This window comes from Pseudomonas sp. LBUM1661 (assembly GCF_059695925.1).
This window is the reverse complement of sequence record NZ_CP166794.1, coordinates 590,039-610,443: the sequence shown is the minus strand read 5'-3', so window position 1 is coordinate 610,443 and position 20,405 is coordinate 590,039. Positions and strand designations below refer to the sequence as shown.

General features: G+C 60.4%; 14 protein-coding genes. 5 read left to right on the top strand and 9 right to left on the bottom strand.

Annotation, left to right across the window (positions count from 1 at the left end; all coding sequences use genetic code 11):
- Positions 1-2 precede the first annotated feature (2 nt).
- The 4 genes from ACA057_RS02715 to amaB all read right to left on the bottom strand — a co-directional run bounded on the left by ACA057_RS02715 (position 3) and on the right by amaB (position 5,519).
- Positions 3-917, bottom strand: coding sequence for an ABC transporter permease subunit (locus tag ACA057_RS02715; protein WP_010464150.1), 915 nt, complete (start codon positions 915-917; stop codon positions 3-5).
- A 171-nt stretch (positions 918-1,088) separates the two neighbouring features.
- Positions 1,089-2,222, bottom strand: coding sequence for a branched-chain amino acid ABC transporter substrate-binding protein (locus tag ACA057_RS02710; RefSeq protein ID WP_497345747.1), 1,134 nt, complete (start codon positions 2,220-2,222; stop codon positions 1,089-1,091).
- Positions 2,223-2,585: 363 nt separating this feature from the next.
- Complete coding sequence (gene amaA, locus ACA057_RS02705) at positions 2,586-3,869, bottom strand: L-pipecolate oxidase (RefSeq protein ID WP_497345745.1); 1,284 nt, start codon at positions 3,867-3,869, stop codon at positions 2,586-2,588.
- 159 nt (positions 3,870-4,028) lie between these two features.
- A complete protein-coding gene (gene amaB, locus ACA057_RS02700; protein WP_401359668.1) occupies positions 4,029-5,519 on the bottom strand; it encodes an L-piperidine-6-carboxylate dehydrogenase in 1,491 nt (496 codons plus the stop codon).
- A gap of 183 nt (positions 5,520-5,702) precedes the next feature.
- Between amaB and ACA057_RS02695 the strand changes: the two genes are divergently transcribed.
- The 3 genes from ACA057_RS02695 to nadE all read left to right on the top strand — a co-directional run bounded on the left by ACA057_RS02695 (position 5,703) and on the right by nadE (position 8,911).
- Positions 5,703-6,614 (top strand): LysR family transcriptional regulator, encoded by a 912-nt coding sequence (locus ACA057_RS02695; protein ID WP_497345742.1) that lies wholly within the window; start codon positions 5,703-5,705, stop codon positions 6,612-6,614.
- Positions 6,615-6,843: 229 nt separating this feature from the next.
- On the top strand, positions 6,844-8,079 hold the full coding sequence (gene pncB / locus ACA057_RS02690; RefSeq protein ID WP_497345740.1) for a nicotinate phosphoribosyltransferase: 1,236 nt from the start codon (positions 6,844-6,846) through the stop codon (positions 8,077-8,079).
- Between the two features lie 4 nt (positions 8,080-8,083).
- A complete protein-coding gene (nadE, locus tag ACA057_RS02685) occupies positions 8,084-8,911 on the top strand; it encodes an NAD(+) synthase (protein WP_497345738.1) in 828 nt (275 codons plus the stop codon).
- 165 nt (positions 8,912-9,076) lie between these two features.
- Here nadE and azu read toward each other — a convergent pair whose 3' ends face one another.
- On the bottom strand, positions 9,077-9,523 hold the full coding sequence (gene azu, locus ACA057_RS02680) for an azurin (RefSeq protein WP_497345736.1): 447 nt from the start codon (positions 9,521-9,523) through the stop codon (positions 9,077-9,079).
- 343 nt (positions 9,524-9,866) lie between these two features.
- Between azu and ACA057_RS02675 the strand changes: the two genes are divergently transcribed.
- Together ACA057_RS02675 and ACA057_RS02670 are read left to right on the top strand one after the other, a co-directional pair.
- Positions 9,867-10,454 (top strand): cytokinin riboside 5'-monophosphate phosphoribohydrolase, encoded by a 588-nt coding sequence (locus ACA057_RS02675; RefSeq protein WP_497345734.1) that lies wholly within the window; start codon positions 9,867-9,869, stop codon positions 10,452-10,454.
- Positions 10,455-10,522: 68 nt separating this feature from the next.
- On the top strand, positions 10,523-10,711 hold the full coding sequence (locus ACA057_RS02670; RefSeq protein ID WP_007947526.1) for a hypothetical protein: 189 nt from the start codon (positions 10,523-10,525) through the stop codon (positions 10,709-10,711).
- 217 nt (positions 10,712-10,928) lie between these two features.
- Here the strand turns inward: ACA057_RS02670 and ACA057_RS02665 are convergent, their stop codons facing one another.
- The 4 genes from ACA057_RS02665 to ACA057_RS02650 all read right to left on the bottom strand — a co-directional run bounded on the left by ACA057_RS02665 (position 10,929) and on the right by ACA057_RS02650 (position 20,320).
- Entirely contained in the window at positions 10,929-11,819 is an 891-nt protein-coding gene (locus tag ACA057_RS02665; RefSeq protein ID WP_497345732.1) for a transglutaminase family protein, read from the bottom strand.
- Entirely contained in the window at positions 11,819-14,305 is a 2,487-nt protein-coding gene (locus ACA057_RS02660; RefSeq protein WP_497345730.1) for a circularly permuted type 2 ATP-grasp protein, read from the bottom strand. The genes ACA057_RS02665 and ACA057_RS02660 overlap by 1 nt, the downstream gene beginning before the upstream one ends.
- A gap of 88 nt (positions 14,306-14,393) precedes the next feature.
- Positions 14,394-17,669 (bottom strand): transglutaminase family protein, encoded by a 3,276-nt coding sequence (locus ACA057_RS02655; RefSeq protein WP_497345728.1) that lies wholly within the window; start codon positions 17,667-17,669, stop codon positions 14,394-14,396.
- A gap of 347 nt (positions 17,670-18,016) precedes the next feature.
- Complete coding sequence (locus tag ACA057_RS02650) at positions 18,017-20,320, bottom strand: YgiQ family radical SAM protein (protein WP_401359648.1); 2,304 nt, start codon at positions 20,318-20,320, stop codon at positions 18,017-18,019.
- Positions 20,321-20,405: the final 85 nt, after the last annotated feature.

The following is a 20,405-nucleotide window of genomic DNA, read 5'->3' as shown; positions in this document are numbered from 1 at the left end:
GCTTACACCTTCGACACAAGAGGACGGCCGAGCAGGCCTTGGGGCCGAAAGACCAGAACGAGAACGAGCAGCGAGAAGCTGAAGACGTCTTTGTAGTCCGAGTTGACCAGACCTGAGAACAGCGACTCGGAGATCCCGAGGATGATCCCGCCAAGCATCGCACCAGGCAGCGAGCCGATGCCGCCGAGTACCGCCGCGGTGAACGCCTTGATGCCGATGATGAAGCCGGCATAGAAGTCGAACGTGCCGTAGTTCATGGTGATCAGCACGCCGGCCAGGGCCGCCATCGCTGCACCGATGATGAACACGTAGGAAATCACGCGGTCGGTGTTGATCCCCAGAATCGAGGCCATCTTGCGGTCTTGCTGGGTGGCGCGGCACATGCGGCCGAGTTTGGTGTACTTGATGATGTAGGTCAGCAGGGCCATGCCGGCGAATGCGGCAATCAGGATAAACACCTTGGTGTAGGTCAACTGCACGAAACCGGTACCGATCTCGACGCGCCAGGCTCCCGTCAACAAGGTCGGAACGCCCTGTTGTTTGGCGCCCTGGGCGATCTGGGCATAGTTTTGCAGGATCAGCGAAATCCCGATGGCGCTGATCAGCGGTGCCAGTCGGGTGGAGTTGCGCAGGGGCTTGTAGGCGACGCGCTCGATGACCCAGCCATACACCGCCGTGACCACGATGGTGAAGATCAAGGTGCCGAGCATCAACAGCGGGAAGGATTCAATACCGAAGTATGCCAGCAGAGCCAGACTGATTGCCGCGAGGTAAGCGGAAATCATGTAAACCTCGCCGTGGGCGAAGTTGATCATGCCGATGATGCCATAGACCATTGTGTAGCCGATGGCGATCAGGCCATAGACCGACCCGAGGGTCAGGCCGTTGACCAGTTGCTGCAGGAAAATACCATCCATAACGCAATCTCACGCATTTGAGAGACTGCACAGAAGCCGGGTGCAACGGACCGGGGTTCAGCCGCCGAAGCAACTCGGTTGTGTGCAGCTCTACGAGAAAAGACAGGTACTGCACGGACATGTTGTTTGATTGCCCGGTGCACAAGGCACCGGGCAAATCAGCAGTTCATATCACTTCTGCTTTTCCAGCTGATGGTATTTGCCGTCCTTGTCCCACTGGTAAACCACGTAGTCGGAGACTTTCAGGTCGCCCTTGGCGTCCCAGGTCTTCTCGCCCATTACGGTTTTGACCGGGTTTTTCTTCAGCCACTCGGCGGCTTTCTCGCCGCTGTTGGACTTGGCGCCGTTGAAAGCTGCAGCCAGGGTCTGGACCGAAGCGTAGGCGTACAAGGTGTAGCCTTCAGGCTCGGTGCCTTTCTTGCGGAACTCGTCCACCACGGTCTTGCTGTCTGGCAGCAGGCGTGGGTCGGCACCGAAGGTCATCAGCACGCCGTCGACGAATTGCGGACCGCCAGCCGTGGTCACCAGTTCGTCGGTCACGATGCCGTCGTCGGACATGAACTTGACGTCTTTGAGGCCTTGTTCACGAAGTTGGCGAACCAGAGGACCGGCTTCCGGGTGCAGGCCACCGAAGTAGACGATGTCGGCGCCCGCGCCACGGATCTTGGTCACGATGGTGCTGAAGTCTTTCTCGCCACGGGTCAGGCCTTCATACAGCACTGGCGTTACGCCGCGCTTGACCAGTTGCGCCTTGGTGGCATCCGCCAGGCCTTGGCCGTAGGTGTCCTTGTCGTGCAGCACGACGACTTTCTTGCCCTTGAGCACGTCGACGATGTAGTCGCCGGCCACGATGCCTTGCTGGTCGTCACGTCCGCACATACGGAACATGGCGCTCAGGCCGCGTTCGGTAACGGCCGGGTTGGTGGAACCTGGCGTGATTGCGATGATGCCCGCTTCGTCATAGATCTCGGAGGCCGGGATCGTCGACGAGGAGCAGAAGTGACCGACCACGCCGGCGACTTTCTGGTTGGTCAGGTCCTTGGCGACCGTCACAGCCTGTTTCGGTTCGCAGGCGTCATCGCCTTTGACCAGTACGATTTTTTCCCCGTTTACGCCGCCCGCTGCGTTGACCGCATCGGCCGCAGCCTGTGCACCCTTCATGTACTGCTCGCCAAATGCCGCGTTGGCGCCTGTCATCGGGCCCGCCACTCCGATTTTCACGTCAGCCTGTGCAAACGCGGAAACACCCAACGCAGCTGCCACTGCGAGGGCCAGAAAGCCTTTCTTGTAAAACGTCTGGGACATGAGGTGGTGCTCCAAGGTTTTTTTTAGTTGGCACTGCGACTTCCTGAATGCTCAGAGCAAGGGCCGTGCCATCGGTTTTTTATTCTGAAAAAAGTCACTGCTTTATTGTTATTTTGACTGTTTCGAGCCCATTTTCATTGGGCGTGCAACCGTCTAAACCGCGGAAGGTGAAACCATTTATTTTTAAAGGCGCAACCCGCGTGCGCCATCATTGCAACCGCGACGCGAAACGGCGTGCAACCAGCCTGTAACAGCGTGCGTCACCGAAGTGCACACTGCTGGTGCGCAACTGCTACAACCCGCACCTTTTACAGGCTAGTCGCTGCGCCGAAAAGCGCCGCTTCCAGCAACATATTTCAACAATCAAATAACGATCCGCAGGCACTGGCCTGCGTGATACAGCGAAAACCCGGCCTCGTACAGACAGCTGCGCAATCCTGCGCCAGCCAGTGGCTGCATGGGTGCAAAAGGAATCGGTAGCGCTTGCGGATTTCCGTTGCACAAGTAATCGGCAAAGGCTTTGCCGACGACCGTGCCCGTGGTCACGCCCCGACCGTTATAGCCGGTGACGGCCACTAAACCGGGCGCCGGTTCGAACAGGCGCATCAAATGGTCGGGGGTGAAGGCGATGCAACCGGTCCAGGTGCACTCCCATTCCACCGGTTTGAGGTAAGGGAAATAGTGCTGCTGAACCCGATCGGCCCACGCCTTGAGGAACCAGGCCGGCTTTTGATTGCCGTTGCCCAGGCTGCCGAGTAACAGCCGACCGTCTTTGTCGCGACGAATGCTGCTGAGCACCTGACGGGTGTCCCAGGAACCCTGGCCACCGGGAAGGATTTGCTGCGCGGCGTCTTCGGTCAGCGGGACCGAGGCGACTTGATAGTAGTAACCGGGGAAGAAATTACGCCGCAGCTCCGTCCAGTCACCTTCGGTGTACGCGTTGGAAGCGATCACCACTTGCTCGGCCAGCACCGACCCCTGAGCGGTCTGCACCGACCAGCGCTGGCCCTGACGCTCGAGCCGGGTCACCGGAGAATGATCGAACAATTGACCGCCGAGGCCGATGGCCGCTTTCGCCAGCCCCGTGGTGTACGCCATTGGATTGAGGGTGCCAGCACGTCGATCGAGTAGCGCGGCAGCAATCTTTTTGGTGCCCGTTGCTTGCTCGCAGGCTTGGCCGGTCAGCAGTTCAACCGGGGCGCCGCGACGTTTCCATTGTGCTTCACGACTGCGCAAGTCGGCTTCGCCACGGGCGTTGTGCGCCATGTGCAGCGTGCCTTCGCGGCGCAACTGGCAATCGATGTTGTATTTGTCGATCAGGCTGAACACCAGGGACGGCGCTGCGCCCAGCATGCGGTTGAGCTGACTGCCAACCGCTTCGCCGAAACCGGCTTCGATCTCGTCCGGTGGTATCCACATGCCAGCGTTGACCAGCCCGACATTGCGCCCCGAACCGCCATGGCCGGCGCGATGCGCTTCCAGCACACAGACGCTTTTGCCCTGTTCCAGCAAATGCACCGCCGCCGACAGACCGGTGAAACCGGCGCCGATGACACAGACATCCACCTTCACCTCGCCCTTGAGCGCCGAGTTGTCGGGCCTTTGCGGCGTCAGTTTTTCCCACAGACACTCTTCGCGTAACGGCATTGCCAGACTCCAACAGAAACCTAACCAACACACCATTCAAGTGTGGGAGCGGGCTTGCTCGCGAAGACGGCAGCACATCCAGCATCGATGTGACTGATAGACCGCTTTCGCGAGCAAGCCCGCTCCCACATTGGATCTTCATGGGTTCAACAGACTTGTTTAGTCGAACGTAATGCCCTGAGCCAACGGCAATTCCAGCGAATAGTTCACGGTGTTGGTCTGACGGCGCATGTAGCCGCGCCATGCGTCCGAACCGGACTCACGACCACCGCCGGTCTCTTTCTCACCCCCAAACGCGCCGCCAATTTCCGCGCCGCTCGGGCCGATGTTGACGTTGGCGATGCCGCAGTCGCTGCCGACCGCCGACATGAACTGTTCGGCTTCACGTACGTCGGTGGTGAAGATGCACGAGGACAGGCCTTGTGGCACCGAATTGTTCAGGCGCAGCGCTTCGTCGAAATCGTTGTAACCGACCACGTACAGGATGGGCGCGAAGGTTTCATCGCGGACCACGTCGCTCTGCTCTGGCATTTCAACGATGGCTGGCGAGACGTAGTAAGCGTTCGGGTATTGGTCTTCCAGCTGACGCTTGCCGCCGAAAACACGGCCGCCTTCGCTCAAGGCTTGTTCCAGCGCGTCCTGCATGTTCTCGAAGCTGTGCTTGTCGATCAGTGGACCGATCAGGTTGCCCTCAAGCGGGTTGCCGATGCGGACTTTGGAGTAGGCGGCCTTGAGGCGGGTGACGATTTCTTCCTTCACCGACTCGTGGGCGATCAGGCGACGCAGGGTGGTGCAACGCTGGCCGGCCGTGCCGACGGCGCTGAACAGGATGGCGCGAACGGCCATGTCCAGATCGGCGCTTGGGGCGAGGATCATCGCATTATTGCCGCCCAGTTCCAGAATGCTGCGGGCAAAACGTGCGGCGATTTTCGGCGCCACTTCGCGGCCCATGCGGGTGCTGCCGGTGGCGCTGATCAGCGCGACACGCGGGTCATCGACCAAGGCTTCGCCGGCATCGCGACCGCCGATGATAACTTGGCTCAGGTGCGGTGGTGCGTCGCTGAAGTTCTTCAGTACGCGGTCGAACAACGCCTGGCAGGCCAGTGCGGTCAGCGGGGTTTTTTCCGACGGTTTCCAGATCACCGGGTTACCGCAAACCAGCGCCAGCGTGGTGTTCCAGGCCCAGACCGCCACCGGAAAGTTGAACGCGCTGATCACGCCGACGATGCCCAACGGGTGCCAGGTTTCGCGCATGTGGTGGCCAGGACGCTCGGAGGCGATGGTCAAACCGTACAGTTGACGGGACAGACCGACCGCGAAGTCGCAGATGTCGATCATTTCCTGCACTTCACCCAGGCCTTCCTGAGTAATCTTGCCGGCTTCCCAGGAGACCAGCTCACCGAGGTCGGCCTTGTATTCGCGCAGGATGTCGCCGAGTTGGCGCACCAGTTCGCCACGGCGCGGGGCCGGGACCTTGCGCCACAGTTCGAACGCATGATCTGCACGACTGATGTGTTGCTCGACTTCAGCGGCACCTTCCCAGTTCACGGCGGCGATCTGGCTGCCGTCGATAGGCGAATGCACCGGCACTTTGCCGTTCTGGTACAGGGCCGGGTTCACACCAAGACGATCAAGCAATGCGGCAACCATGGGTCACTCCTCGAGCAAAAAACAGAAAACGTCCAGCCGGAAAATCACGACTGATCAGACCTGTAGTTTTAGCGCCCCTGAGGTTACCCAACAAACGACCTTTAAGAGAGATATCATTCCGTTTATTCATGCTGCGAATCTGCCGGTACTAAAAGCAGAGAGAAACAAGAAAAAGGACCACCCATGCTGAATAAACGCTACTTGCCGTCGATCACCGCGCTGCAGTGCTTTGAGGCCGTTACCCGGCACTTGAGCTTCACCCGGGCTGCCGAAGAGTTGAACCTGACCCAGAGCGCCGTCAGCAAACAGGTCGCGCAACTCGAAGAATTGTTACAGCACTTGCTGTTCCGCCGAGTGCGTCGACGCCTGCAGATGACGCCGGCCGGTGATTTGTACCTGGTGGAAGTACGAAAAATCCTCACGCAGGTTGAGATGTCGACCCATTACCTGCGCTCCTACGGCGGTGAAACCGAAGTCTTGCGCGTATCAACGCCTCCTACCTTCGGCGCGCGCTGGCTGGTCCCACGCCTCAAAGGCTGGCGCCTGCGGCATCCGTCGATCCATCTGGACCTGTGCAGCGAACAAGAGGCCGACGACCTGCTGCAAGGTCGCAGCGACCTGGCGTTCTATTTTGGCCAGGGCTCACGGCCCGGCACCGAATGCCTGAAGCTGTTCGGTGAAGAGCTGGTGCCGGTCTGCGCGCCTGGCAGCCTGCCGGACACGCCGTTCACCGACCCGACGCAACTCACCGACCTGGTCCTGCTGCAAAACGCCTCCCGGCCCCAGGCGTGGCACGACTGGTTCGACAATCAGGGCTACCACACCGAACACAGCTACCACGGCCCGCGTTTCGAAACCTTTTATATGTGCATCCGCGCCGCACAAGTGGGCTGTGGTGTGGCGCTACTGCCACGGTTTCTGGTGGAAGAGGAATTGGCCGACGGCAAACTGGTCATTCCCTGGCAGCATGCCATGCCCAGCAGCGACGCCTACTACCTGGCGTACCCGGAACACTCGGCGGAAGTGCCCAAGGTCCGGGATTTTGTGAAGTGGATGCTGGAGCAAGTTGATACTCCGCAAATGCCACAACCTTAGAATTACACACACTACCTGTGGGAGCGGGCTTGCCCGCGATAGCGTCAGTAAATCCAACATTTATGTGGCTGACTGATTGCTATCGCGGGCAAGCCCGCTCCCACAGGGTTCTGCCGCGATCTAAAAAAACGCTGGCAATCCCCACCATTGATATGCGCCACTAGCGCCATTCATTGGAACAGCTGCAACGTCGCTGCCAAGCGCCGCGGCCAGCCTGGAGAGACCCGTTATGAGCGAGAGCGTGTTTGGCGATCGCATCGTGCAGAACCTGCTCGACACCGACTTCTACAAACTGACGATGATGCAGGCGGTGCTGCACAACTACCCTAACGTCGAAGTCGAATGGGAGTTTCGTTGCCGTAACAGTGAGGATCTGCGCCCGTACCTGGCGGAGATCCGTTTCCAGATCGAGCGCCTGGCCGAGTTGAGCCTGAGTGCTGACCAGCTGAGTTTCATGGAGCGCATCAGCTTCATGAAACCGGACTTCCTGCGGTTTCTCGGGCTGTTCCGCTTTAACCTGCGCTACGTCCACACCGGCATTGAAAACGGCGAGCTGTTCATCCGCCTGCGCGGGCCGTGGCTGCATGTGATCCTGTTCGAAGTGCCGCTGTTGGCGATCGTCAGCGAAGTGCGCAACCGCTATCGCTACCGGGAAGTCGTCCTGGAGCAGGCCCGCGAGCAGCTCTATCGCAAGTTCGACTGGCTGACCGCCAATGCCAGCAGCGACGAATTGTCCGAATTGCAGGTAGCCGATTTCGGCACTCGTCGACGCTTTTCGTACCGTGTGCAGGAAGAAGTGGTGAACGTGCTCAAGCACGACTTCCCCGGGCGTTTCGTCGGTACCAGCAACGTGCACCTTTCCCGAGAATTGGACATGAAACCGTTGGGCACCATGGCCCACGAGTGGATCATGGCCCACCAGCAACTCGGCCCGCGACTGATCGACAGCCAGATTGCCGCCCTCGATTGCTGGGTTCGCGAGTACCGCGGCCTGTTGGGGATCGCCCTCACCGACTGCATCACCACCGATGCCTTCCTCGGTGATTTCGACCTGTATTTCGCCAAGCTCTTCGACGGATTGCGCCACGACTCCGGGGATCCGGTGATCTGGGCCGAAAAAGCCATCGCCCACTATCACAAGCTCGGCATCGACCCGATGAGCAAGACGCTGGTGTTCTCCGACAGTCTGACGCTGCCCAAATCGCTGGAAATATTTCGCGCATTACGCGGTCGGATCAATGTCAGCTTCGGCATCGGCACCAACCTGACGTGCGATATTCCGGGTGTCGAACCGATGAGCATCGTGCTTAAAATGGCGGCCTGCAACGGCCAACCGGTGGCAAAAATCTCCGATGAGCCCGGCAAGACTCACTGCAAAGACCCGAATTTCGTCGCCTATTTGCGACACGTTTTCAAAGTACCTGCCGCCCTTTCCAGCACATCAAGCATTACTAGCAAGGAGTGAATTCATGCAAGCCGAACAGCGTGAGATTGCTGAGCAGCTCAAGGTTCAACCGCCGTTCGCCGACCCGGCCGCCCTCAAGGCTGAAGTCGCCCGGCGGATTACGTTCATTCAGGATTGCCTGGTCAATTCCGGGCTCAAGACCCTGGTGCTCGGCATCAGCGGCGGCGTCGATTCCCTGACCGCCGGCCTGCTGGCCCAGCGCGCCATGCGCGAACTGCGCGAGCGCACGGGTGACAGCAGTTACAAGTTCATCGCCGTGCGCCTGCCGTACGAAACCCAGTTCGATGAACACGATGCCCAGGCGTCGGTCGACTTCATCGCTCCGGATGAACGCCACACCGTGAACATCGGCCCGGCGGTCAAAGCCCTGGCCAGTGAAGTCGCCGCCTTCGAAGGCAAGCAGGCGGTCTCGGTGGATTTCGTGCTCGGCAACACCAAGGCGCGGATGCGCATGGTCGCCCAGTACACCATCGCCGGCGCGGCCCATGGCCTGGTGATCGGCACCGATCACGCGGCAGAAGCGGTGATGGGGTTCTTCACCAAGTTCGGTGACGGCGCCTGCGACCTGGCACCGCTGAGCGGCCTGGTGAAAAACCAGGTGCGGGACATCGCCCGCAGCTTCGGCGCGCCGGAATCGCTGGTGGAAAAAATCCCCACGGCGGACCTTGAAGACCTGTCGCCGGGCAAACCTGACGAAGCGTCCCACGGCGTGACTTACACCGAGATCGACGCGTTCCTGCACGGCGAGCCGGTGCGTGAAGAAGCGTTCAAGATCATCTGCGACACTTACAAAAAGACCCATCACAAGCGCGTGATGCCGTTTGCGCCATAAGGATTGGTGGCGTCTGCACTGACGCCATCGCGAGCAGGCTCGCTCCCACAGGTACAGCGCGGTCCTTGTGGGAGCGAGCCTGCTCGCGATGAACGATGACTCGGTCAAATACCGGGCACAAAAAAAGCGTCCCTAGCGGACGCTTTTTTTATCAGCGCGATTTGCTTACTTCAGGGTCACAGTGCCTTTCATCATCGAGATGTGACCAGGGAACGAGCAGAAGAAGCCGTACTTCTCGGCAGCGTCCAGCTTCGACACGTCAAAGGTCACCGAGTCGGTTTCCTTGGCGCCAATGACTTTGGTGTGAGCGATGATGCGCGCGTCACCTTCCGGCAGGTAGTTCTTGTCGATGCCCGCGGCCAGGCCAGCGGTGGCGATCGGCTGCATGTCAGCTTCTTTGCTCAGCACCCAGTTATGGCCCATGACGTTCTTCGGCAGGCTGCCGGAGTGGGTCAGTTCAACGGTGAAGGTCTTGCAGCTTTTGTCGATTTCAATGGCTTTGGTGCTGAAGGTCATCTGATCGGTGGAGTCGATCGTGGTTTTGCACTCGGCAGCCATCAATTGACTGCTGGCCAGTGTCAGCAGGGATACCGCAACAAGTTTGGCAAACATGGTGAATCTCCAAGGCAGGGTTAACAAAAGTGCGAATGGACAGAAGACTGCCTGAAAACTTCGCAAGTTCCTATGACCTGAATCAAAAATTGTATACAACTTTCGGGCTATGACACCTATCGAAACAATCTACCAGCCAGACGTCTAGGGCGGCCCTATCATCAGGTCGTCATCCCCCATCTGGAGCGCCAGTCATGTTCTTCAATAGCCTGTTGTGCAGTTTGCTCGCCGCCTACGCCTGTGGCGCCAGTGGTACCTACGAACCCCCCAAGCGCGAAGTTTAGACCTTGGAACACCGCTTGCCTGCCTTTACTCTGTGGCGATACCGACCATGGAGTAAGGCATGTCTTTAGCGTCCGTTTGTGTATTTTGCGGTGCCAGCACCGGCACCAACCCGGCTTATCGTGAAGCGGCTGTCGCCCTGGGGCGAGCATTGGCCGAACGCAAGCTGACCCTGGTCTATGGCGGTGGCGCCGTCGGCCTGATGGGGATCGTCGCCGATGCCGCACTGGCGGCCGGCGGTGAAGTGATCGGGATCATTCCGCAAAGCCTCAAAGACAAGGAAATCGGCCACAGCGGCCTGACCCGCCTGGAAGTCGTCGACGGCATGCATGCGCGCAAGGCCCGAATGGCCGAGCTCAGCGACGCGTTTATTGCCCTGCCCGGCGGCCTCGGCACGCTGGAAGAACTGTTCGAAGTCTGGACCTGGGGCCAGCTTGGTTATCACGGCAAACCGCTGGGTTTGCTGGAAGTGAACGGTTTCTACAGCAAATTGACCGGTTTTCTTGATCATATCGTCGGCGAAGGCTTCGTTCGCGAAGCACACCGTGACATGCTGCAAGTGAGCGAATCACCGCAAACCCTGCTCGATGCCCTGGATGCCTGGCAGCCGACAGTGGTGCCCAAGTGGACGGAGTTAAAACCCAGCTAACGGCTTGGCACCGATACAGGGCAGAATATGCGCCGCTCAACCTCACCTTCGACCCCAGAGGATCGCCCATGGCAAAACCTAATTATTCCTTCGCCAAACGTCAGAGAGACTTGGCCAAGGAGCAGAAGAAAGAGGAAAAGCTTCAGCGCAAGAAAGCTACAGCTGAAGAAGAAGCAGCAGCACTGAACCCGGATGCCGAAGGCGAAGTGGCTACAGACGAAACTGAAGCACCGAAAGATCAGGCGCCCGACGCCTGAGACCCTCAGGGCCCGATGATCTGATCAGGCCCACCGGATCTGTGTCCAGGGTCAGCAGTTACGGCTGCTGACCCTCACAGGCCACTCTGAACTACCCCCCATTCCCCTGTAGGAGCGAGCTCGCTCGCGATGGTCGTCAACGATAACGCTATACGCCTGATAGCCCGTGGCGTTCTCGGGTTTTTCGCGAGCAGGCTCGCTCCCACAGAAGTTTTAGTTAATCCAGTGGCATTACGGTGACGCGGACTTCCGGGTCGTGGTTGCCGCCGCCCAGGATTACCCCGCGCAACGGCGAGACATCGGAGAAATCCCGGCCCCAGGCCAGGGTGATGTGCTCCAGCGCCGGTTGCACTTTGTTGGTCGGATCGAAATCGACCCAGCCCAGCACCGGGCAAAACACCGAGACCCAGGCATGCGACGCATCGGCGCCGATCAGCCGAGGCTGGCCCGGCGGTGGCTGGGTTAGCAGGTAGCCGCTGATATACCGCGCAGCCAATCCACGGGAGCGCACACAGGCGAGCATCAGGTGCGCGAAGTCCTGACAAACGCCGCGCCGACGCTCCAGCACTTCCACCAATGGCGTTGCCACTTGGGTCGCCTCGGCATCGAAGGTGAATTCGCTGAAGATCTTCTCCATCAACGCCTGAACGCCCAGCAACAGAGGGCGCCCCGCAGGGAAACAGCTTTCCGAGAACTCGACAAAGTTGCGTTTCAAGTGCACGTAGGGCGATTCGAACCGGTAGCGGCACGCTTCCAGCAATGCAGGCGTTAGCGGCTGACTGCTGTAGGTCAGCGCGCTGCGGGTTTCTTCCCAGGCCGGTGATTGATTGAAATCCAACGCTGGCCGAGCCAGCACTTCGACGGTGAGCCGCGCATTGACCAGCAATTCATCATGCGGACGTTCAAACGCCAACCGTGTCAGCGGATTGCCGAACACATCCAGTTCATCCCGACGCGAAGTCGGGTCGGGGCTGATCTGCAATTGCTGCTCGGTGCAGCGTTGCCAGGCACAGGGGCGCGGCCACAGGTGCGCCAGTTGCTGAGCCAGGGACACCGGGCTGTCGTAGTGATAATGGGTGTCGTGGAGAATCTGGTAACGGGCGTTCATCAGACGGACACCGTGCGCTGGCTGACATCATCGACATGGGCGAAATGGCGCAAGGCCAGGCGATCCGACACCTGGCCACTGGCATCGGCGATTTCTTGCAGCAGATCAGCCAGACCTTCGATGGCGGCACGCACGCTGGTTTCGCCGAACAGCGGGTTTTCCAGACAGCCCAGATCGAAGCACGCCAGCCTTTCCACCAGTTGTGGAAGGCCTGCCTCGCGAGGCACGCCAAAGTCGTCGTTCAAGCGTTTGAGCGTGCGGGTCACCAGCTTCAACTGAAACAGCACCGCGTGAGGGTTTTGTTCATCCAGCAGTAGCAGGTCCAGTACCGGGATCAATTGCGCCACTGCCAGATAGCGCGAACGGTAGGTGATGCTGCTGTTCCCCAGCTCCAGCAACCATTCCAGCCCGGCCTGATCGAAGGCCCCGGCGCCACGCAGAAACGCCGCCAGGCTCGCGCTGAGAAACTGCAGCCGCTCGATCCGCCGGCCGATCATCAGGAAACGCCAGCCTTCGTCCCGGGTCATGTCATCGAGGGCAAAACCGGAGAGTGCCGCCAGGGACATCACCAAGCGGTTGAGGAAATCCATCAGCTCGCCGAAATCCGGCTCATCGGTTTCCAGCTCCATCGCCTCTCGTTGCAACTCCACCAGCGCCTGCCAGTTTTCCCGCGAGAGTTTGCCGCGCACCTGCGACGCCGCCCACTGCAAGCGTTGCAGGTTGGAACGCAGGCTGAACGGCCAGTCATCGCCCAGCAGCGCCGCCAGCAACCGCTCGGGCAGATCGCCTTCATCCGGCAACAGATTCAGGCGCTCGCCGAGATCGACGGCCGCCTGCAAGGCCTGCGGATCATCACCGTCGACATAGCGCGCCAGCATGATCCGCAACAACCGTGCGCTGTCATCGCAACGCTCGCAATAACGGCCGAACCAGAACAGGTTTTCCACCACCCGCGACGGCAGATACGGATCACGCCTTACCAGATCGTGCACACCGATCGTGCGCTGGGTTCTCCATTGCTCACCACTCGGCGGACGGTCCCCCAACACCCAAGTGTCCTTGCTCGCGCCGCCGCGCTGCATCGATACCACTTCGGCGTCAGCCTCGGCGGCGACCCGGGTCAGGCCGCCGGGCAACACCCGATAACCGTCGCGACTGGCCACCGCATACACGCGCATGCCGATGGCTCGAGGTTGCAGTTGACCGCCCTCGGCCTGCCAGATCGGCGCCTGGGACAATTGCGCGAGCTCTTGCGCGACATAAGCGTAAGGGCGAGCCTGCATGCGCTCGGCCAAGCTTTGACGCTGCTTTTCGCTCAAATCGCGTCCAAACACAGGCGTAAAGCTCTGCGAGGGAAAGGCCGGTTTGATCAGCAGTTCCGGTAGTTTCTCCAATGCTTGAGCCAGTACGGGTTCTTCACCACACCACCAAGTGGCAATGGACGGCAGGATCAGTTCTTCACCAAACAGGAATTGATTGATCCTGGGCAGGAAACCCAGCAACCCCGGCGACTCCAGCACGCCACTGCCCAAAGCGTTGGCCACCAGCACTCGCCCCTGCCGAACCGCTTCAAGCAAGCCCGGCACGCCAAGGGCCGAATCGGTGCGCAATTCCAGCGGATCGCAGAAGTCATCGTCGAGCCGTCGCATGATCGCGTGAACCCGGCGCAAGCCGCTCAAGGTTTTCAGGTAGACCGTGGCATCGCGGACAGTCAGGTCACCGCCCTCCACCAGTGGATAACCGAGCTGGCGCGCCAGATAAAGGTGTTCGAAATAGCTTTCGTTGAAACGCCCCGGCGTCAGCAACACGATGAGTGGCGCTTCGTCATCGCTCGGCGCCTGACGGGCAAGTGTTTCTTGCAGCGTGCGGAAGAACCCGGCCAGATGCTGCACCTTCAAATCACGGTACAACTCGGGAAAGGCCCGGGACACGATCGTGCGGTTTTCCAGCGCGTAACCGGCACCGGACGGCGCCTGAGTACGGTCCGCCGTCACCCACCAGCGACCGTCGGGTGTGCGCGCCAGATCCACGGCATACAGATGCAGAAAGGCACCGTCAGGCGGCGTGATGCCCTGACACGGCCAAAGGAAATTGTTGTGACCGAACACCAACTCAGCCGGCAGCAGACCTTCAGCGATCAACCGTTGCGGCCCGTACAGATCCGCCAGCACCGCGTTGAGCAAGCGTGCGCGCTGGGCGATGCCGGCCGACAGCTGCTGCCATTCATCAGCGGCAATCACATGGGGCAACAGGTCCAGTTCCCACGGCCGATCGGCGCCCTTGGGGTCGGCGTAGACGTTATAGGTCACGCCGTTTTCCTGGATCTGCCGGGTCAGCAGCGCCTGACGCTGCGCCAGTTGCGCTGGCGTGCTGCGTTGCAATTGGTCGAACAGCCGCCGCCAGTGCGGGCGCACCGCGCCGCTGTCGTCGAGCAGTTCGTGATAAGTGCCCGCCGTCAGCGGGTAGCGGTCTAGCAGGTCAGGCATGGAAAGCTCGGCAGACAGCAATGAACGGTCAGACTAACGCAGGCTCATGACGCCCGGATAGACGAAAAATCCGAGCGTCGCGTACGGTTTAGAAACGTCGTAAATCGAGAGTGAACGGCAGCTCGTCGTTCCTTTCCAGAATCGGTATAGGAAGTTTCCCTGGCGTGTGTCCGATACGGAAGAAACGCGCCATTCGCCGACTCTCGGCCTCATTGGCGTTCACCGGCAGACTGTCGTAGTTGCGCCCGCCCGGATGGGCGACGTGGTACTGACAGCCGCCCAGCGAACGTCCCATCCAGGTGTCGAGCAGGTCGAACACCAGCGGCGCATGCACGGGAATGGTCGGTTGCAGGCAGTTGGCCGGTTGCCAGGCACGGAAACGCACCCCGGCGACAAACTCCCCGACTCGCCCGGTCGGCTGCAAGGGCACCGGAACGCCGTTGCAGGTCAGCAAGTAACGCTGCGGCGCCAGGCCAGTGAGTTTGACCTGTAGGCGTTCCAACGACGAATCGACGTAACGCACCGTGCCACCGACGGCGCCCTCCTCGCCCAACACGTGCCAAGGCTCAAGCGCCTGACGCACTTCCAGCTCAATACCGCTGACCGCGTAATCGCCGACCTTGGGAAAACGGAACTCCAGATGCGCCGCAAACCACTCGGCCCGCACCGGATAACCGGCCGCGTTGAGATCGACAATGACGTCGGCGAAATCCTGCTCGATAAAGTGCGGCAACAGGAAACGGTCGTGCAGTTCGGTGCCCCAGCGCGCCAGTTTCGGCGGCGCATAAGGCTCGCGCCAGAAGCGCGCGACCAACGCCCGCAGCAACAATTGCTGAGCCAGGCTCATGCGCGCGTGGGGCGGCATTTCGAAGGCGCGCAACTCAAGCAATCCAAGGCGCCCGGTGGCGCCGTCCGGCGAGTAGAGCTTGTCGATACAGAACTCGGCGCGGTGCGTATTGCCGGTGACGTCGATCAGCAAATTACGCAGCAGCCGATCCACCAGCCACGGCGCGCACTCCTCGCCCGGTTCGGGCATTTGCGCAAAGGCGATTTCCAGCTCGTACAGCGCATCGTTGCGCGCTTCATCGACACGTGGCGCCTGGGACGTCGGGCCGATGAACAGCCCGGAAAACAAGTAGGACAAGGACGGGTGGTTATGCCAGTAACTGATCAGGCTGCGCAGCAGATCGGGCCGCCGTAGAAACGGTGAGTCAGCCGGCGTCGCGCCACCCAGTACAAAATGGTTACCGCCGCCGGTGCCGGTGTGCCGGCCATCGATCATGAATTTTTCGGTGGTCAGTCGGGTCTGGCGCGCTTCTTCGTAGAGAAACTCGGTGCGTTCGACCAGTTCATCCCACGTCGCGGACGGCTGAACGTTGACCTCGATGACGCCCGGATCGGGCGTGATGCGGAAATTGCTCAGGCGCGGATCGCTTGGCGGTTCATAGCCCTCCAGCAACACTGGGCAATGCAATTCTTCGGCAGTGGCCTCGATCGCGCTGACCAGTTCCAGATAATCCTCGACCCGCTCCAGCGGCGGCATGAACAGGTACAACCGGCCCTCCCGCGCCTCGGCGCAGAACGCCGTGCGCGTCAGCCAGTCGGCGGATTCGTCGATCTTCGGTGCACGCTCCTCAGTCACGGCAGTGGAGCCTTGGCTTTGCAGTTGTGCCGTGTCCGGCAGTGCAGGGAAATCCTGATTCGGGTCCACAGGATGAATGAACGGGTACTCCGCCGCCTTTACCCAGGGCTGCGAGCCGAGCGGCAGGCGATAGCCCAAGGGCGAATCCCCCGGCACCAGTCGGCAATGCTCTTCTCGTAGATACCAACGGCCGCTCTGCCACTGATCACCCTTGGCGGTGCGTGCCAGCGGCAGGACCTGACCGATCACCTTGTCCAGACCCTGGCTGAAAACCTTGCGCAGGCGCGCACGTTCCAGTGGTTCTTCCAGGCGTGAGTCTTCGGCGCTGACGTTTTGCGGCAAGGTGCCTTCGCGCCAGAGGTAGTAGAAATTGTCTTCGTAGGCCGGGAATACAAAGCGCGTGGGAATTTTCAGGCGTTCGGCGACACTCGCCAGAAAACGCCCGGCCAGTTCACCATTGGCGCCGTAGTCTTGCTGCTCATCGGCAATCAGCGCGCTGTTGTGCCAGATCGGCACGCCGTCCCGGCGCCAGTAGCAGTTCAGCGACCATCGTGGCAATTGCTCGCCGGGGTACCACTTGCCCTGACCGAAATGCACCAAGCCTTTGGGCGCGTAGTGCTTGCGCATACGCTGGAACAGTTCGGCGGACAGCCGACGTTTGTCCGGCCCCAGCGCTGCGGTGTTCCACTCGGCGCCGTCCGGGTCATCGATGGACACGAACGTCGGCTCGCCGCCCATGGTCAGGCGCACATCGCCTTCCAGCAGGTCGGCATCGATCTGCCGGCCCAGGGACTGGATCGCCAGCCACTGGTCTTCGGTGTAGGGCTTGGTGACTCGTGGCGCTTCCCAAATCCGTTCAACGGACATTTCGTGGGTGAATTCGCACTCGCACGGTTCCACCAAGCCGCTGATCGGTGCCGCTGAGCCCGGATCGGGACTGCACGCCAACGGAATGTGTCCTTCGCCGGCAAACAGCCCTGACGTCGCGTCCAGGCCGATCCAGCCGGCGCCGGGCAAATAGACCTCGCACCAGGCGTGCAGGTCGGTGAAGTCCACTTCAGTGCCTGACGGGCCGTCGAGGCTTTTGACGTCGGCGGTGAGTTGAATCAGGTAGCCGGAAACGAAACGCGCTGCCAGCCCGAGGTTGCGCAGCAATTGCACCAGCAACCACGCCGAATCGCGGCAAGAGCCAGAGGCCTGTTCAAGTGTGTGCTCCGGCGTTTGTACGCCCGGCTCCATGCGAATCAGGTAGCCGATGTCTTCGCTCAGGCGCTGATTGAGCGCGACGAGGAAATCCACGCTCGGCAGCGGCGTGCGGTCGATGCCCTGCAGATACGCCTGGAACTTCGGCGTCAGGGGCAAGGTTTCCAGGTACGGCGCCAGCTCTTTGCGCTCATCCGCGGCGTAGGCGAACGGGATCTTTTCGGCGTAGGGCTCGAGGAAGAAATCGAACGGATTGAAGACCGCCATCTCTGCCAGCAGGTCGACTTCGATCCGCAACTCAGAGGTTTTCTCCGGGAATACCAAACGCGCCAGGTAATTGCCCTGGGGGTCTTGCTGCCAGTTGATGAAATGCTGCTCGGGCGAGACCTTCAGTGCATAGGACAGTATCCGTGTGCGACTGTGGGCGGCCGGACGCAGGCGAACGATCTGCGGACCGAGCTCGACGGCGCGGTCGTAGCGGTAATGCGTGACGTGGTGCAATGCGACATGAATCGACACGGCGTGCCTCCTGCGAGCCTTAAGCGTATTCGAAAGCGCGCAAGACTTATGCCATCCAGCAGCGCTGGCGCTTTCACAGATTTGCTTAGGGCAGTACAGCACCAAAATCGGGCGATGCAGGAATTTGATTGGGGCAGATTGCACGAATATGTGGCGCAGGTACCGGCCTCTTCGCGGGCAAGCCCGCTCCCACAGGGTTTATCTGTGAACGCAGAATTTGCGAACAATAGAGATCACTGTGGGAGCGGGCTTGCCCGCGATGAGGCCAGTCGCCCCGACAAATCTTTTAAGCGTTGAACGCAAAACGCCAACCCGAAGGTTGGCGTTCTGTTCAGCTCAAGCGAGGCTTAGCGCGGTACGACCGGCTTGCGCGCAGGCTTGGGGCCTTTGCCTTTGGCCGCGTCCTTGCGTTCCTTGGCCGCCTGCTGGTTGCGGGCAAACGCCGCCGCCTTGGCCTGTTCACGCTTGTCCCACGGATTGCCGCCATCGCTGGCGCGCGGTGGCAGGCCGGTGTGCTGGGTCAGGATCTTGGTGGTCTTCTCACCAGCAACTTTGTGGCTGCCAGCCGGTGTCGAGTTCTTGCGACGGGCGCTCTGGTAGCTGTCGGTCGCTGGCTGATGCAGCGGGATCAACTGGTTCTTGCCCGGCCCGATCAGGTCGGCGCGGCCCATGCGGGTCAGCGCTTCACGCAACATCGGCCAGCCTTTCGGGTCGTGATAACGCAAGAACGCCTTGTGCAGACGACGCTGCTCTTCGCTCTTGACGATGGTCACAGCGTCGCTCTTGTAAGTCACCTTGCGCAGCGGGTTCTTGCCCGAATGGTACATCGCGGTGGCGGTGGCCATCGGCGACGGGTAGAACGCCTGCACCTGGTCGGCACGGAAGCCGTTGCCCTTGAGCCACAGGGCCAGGTTCATCATGTCTTCGTCGGTAGTGCCCGGGTGGGCGGCGATGAAGTACGGAATCAGGTACTGCTCTTTCCCGGCTTCCTTGGAGTACTTCTCGAACATGCGCTTGAACTTGTCATAGCTGCCGATGCCCGGTTTCATCATCTGGTTGAGCGGACCTTCCTCGGTGTGTTCCGGGGCGATCTTCAAGTAACCACCAACGTGATGGGTCACCAGCTCTTTAACGTATTCCGGCGACTCGACCGCGAGGTCGTAGCGCAGGCCGGACGCGATCAGGATCTTCTTCACACCCGGCAACGCACGGGCGCTGCGATACAGCTGGATCAGCGACGAGTGATCGGTGTTCAGGTTCGGGCAAATGCCAGGGAACACGCACGACGGCTTGCGGCACGCGGATTCGATTTCCGGGCTCTTGCAAGCGATGCGGTACATGTTCGCGGTCGGGCCGCCGAGGTCGGAAATGACGCCGGTGAAGCCTGGGACCTTGTCGCGGATCTCTTCGATTTCACGAATGATCGACTCTTCGGAACGGTTCTGGATGATCCGGCCTTCGTGCTCGGTGATCGAGCAGAAGGTGCAGCCACCGAAGCAGCCACGCATGATGTTCACCGAGAAGCGGATCATGTCGTAGGCCGGAATCTTTTCCTTGCCGTACGCCGGGTGCGGAATGCGCGCATAGGGCATGCCGAACACGTAGTCCATTTCTTCGGTGGTCATCGGAATCGGCGGCGGGTTGAACCAGACGTCGACTTCGCCATGCTTCTGCACCAGCGCACGGGCGTTGCCCGGGTTGGTTTCCAGGTGCAGCACGCGGTTGGCGTGGGCATACAGAACGGCGTCGCCACGAACCTTTTCAACTGACGGCAGACGAATCACCGTCTTGTCGCGGGTCATTTTCGGGCTGGCCAGAATCTGCACGACCTTGGCTTCGCTCGGGTCCTCAACCGGACCCTTTTCCTGCTCGATGGCGCAGGCCTGGGTGTCCTGGGTATTCACGTACGGGTTGATGATCTTGTCGACCTTGCCCGGACGGTCGATACGCGTGGAATCGACTTCGTACCAGTCTTTCGGCGTATCGCGACGAATGAACGCGGTGCCGCGCACGTCGGTGATGTCTTCGATCTTGTGCCCGTAGGACAGACGCTGGGCGACTTCGACGATCGCCCGCTCGGCGTTGCCGTAGAGCAAAATGTCGGCGCAGGCATCGATCAGGATCGAGTTGCGCACCCGGTCCTGCCAGTAATCGTAGTGGGCGATGCGGCGCAGGGACGCTTCGATGCCACCGAGGACGATCGGCACGTTCTTGTAGGCTTCCTTGCAGCGCTGGCTGTAAACCAGGCTCGCACGATCCGGACGTTTGCCCGCCAGGCCACCAGGGGTGTAGGCGTCATCGGAACGGATTTTCTTGTCGGCGGTGTAGCGGTTGATCATCGAGTCCATGTTGCCGGCCGCGACGCCGAAGAACAGGTTCGGTTCGCCGAGCTTCATGAAGTCGTCTTTGGACTGCCAGTTCGGCTGGGCAATGATCCCGACGCGGAAGCCTTGCGACTCCAGCAGCCGGCCGATGATTGCCATGCCGAACGACGGGTGGTCGACGTACGCATCACCGGTGACGATGATGATGTCGCATGAATCCCAGCCAAGCTGATCCATCTCCTCCCTGCTCATCGGCAGGAATGGCGCTGGACCGAAACATTCGGCCCAGTACTTGGGATAGTCAAATAACGGCTTGGCTGTTTGCATGACGATGACCGGTGTTGAGATGAAAAATCGCGGGCGCGGAATATAGCACAAAAAATAACCAATTCCGACGGCTATGGTCGGAAAT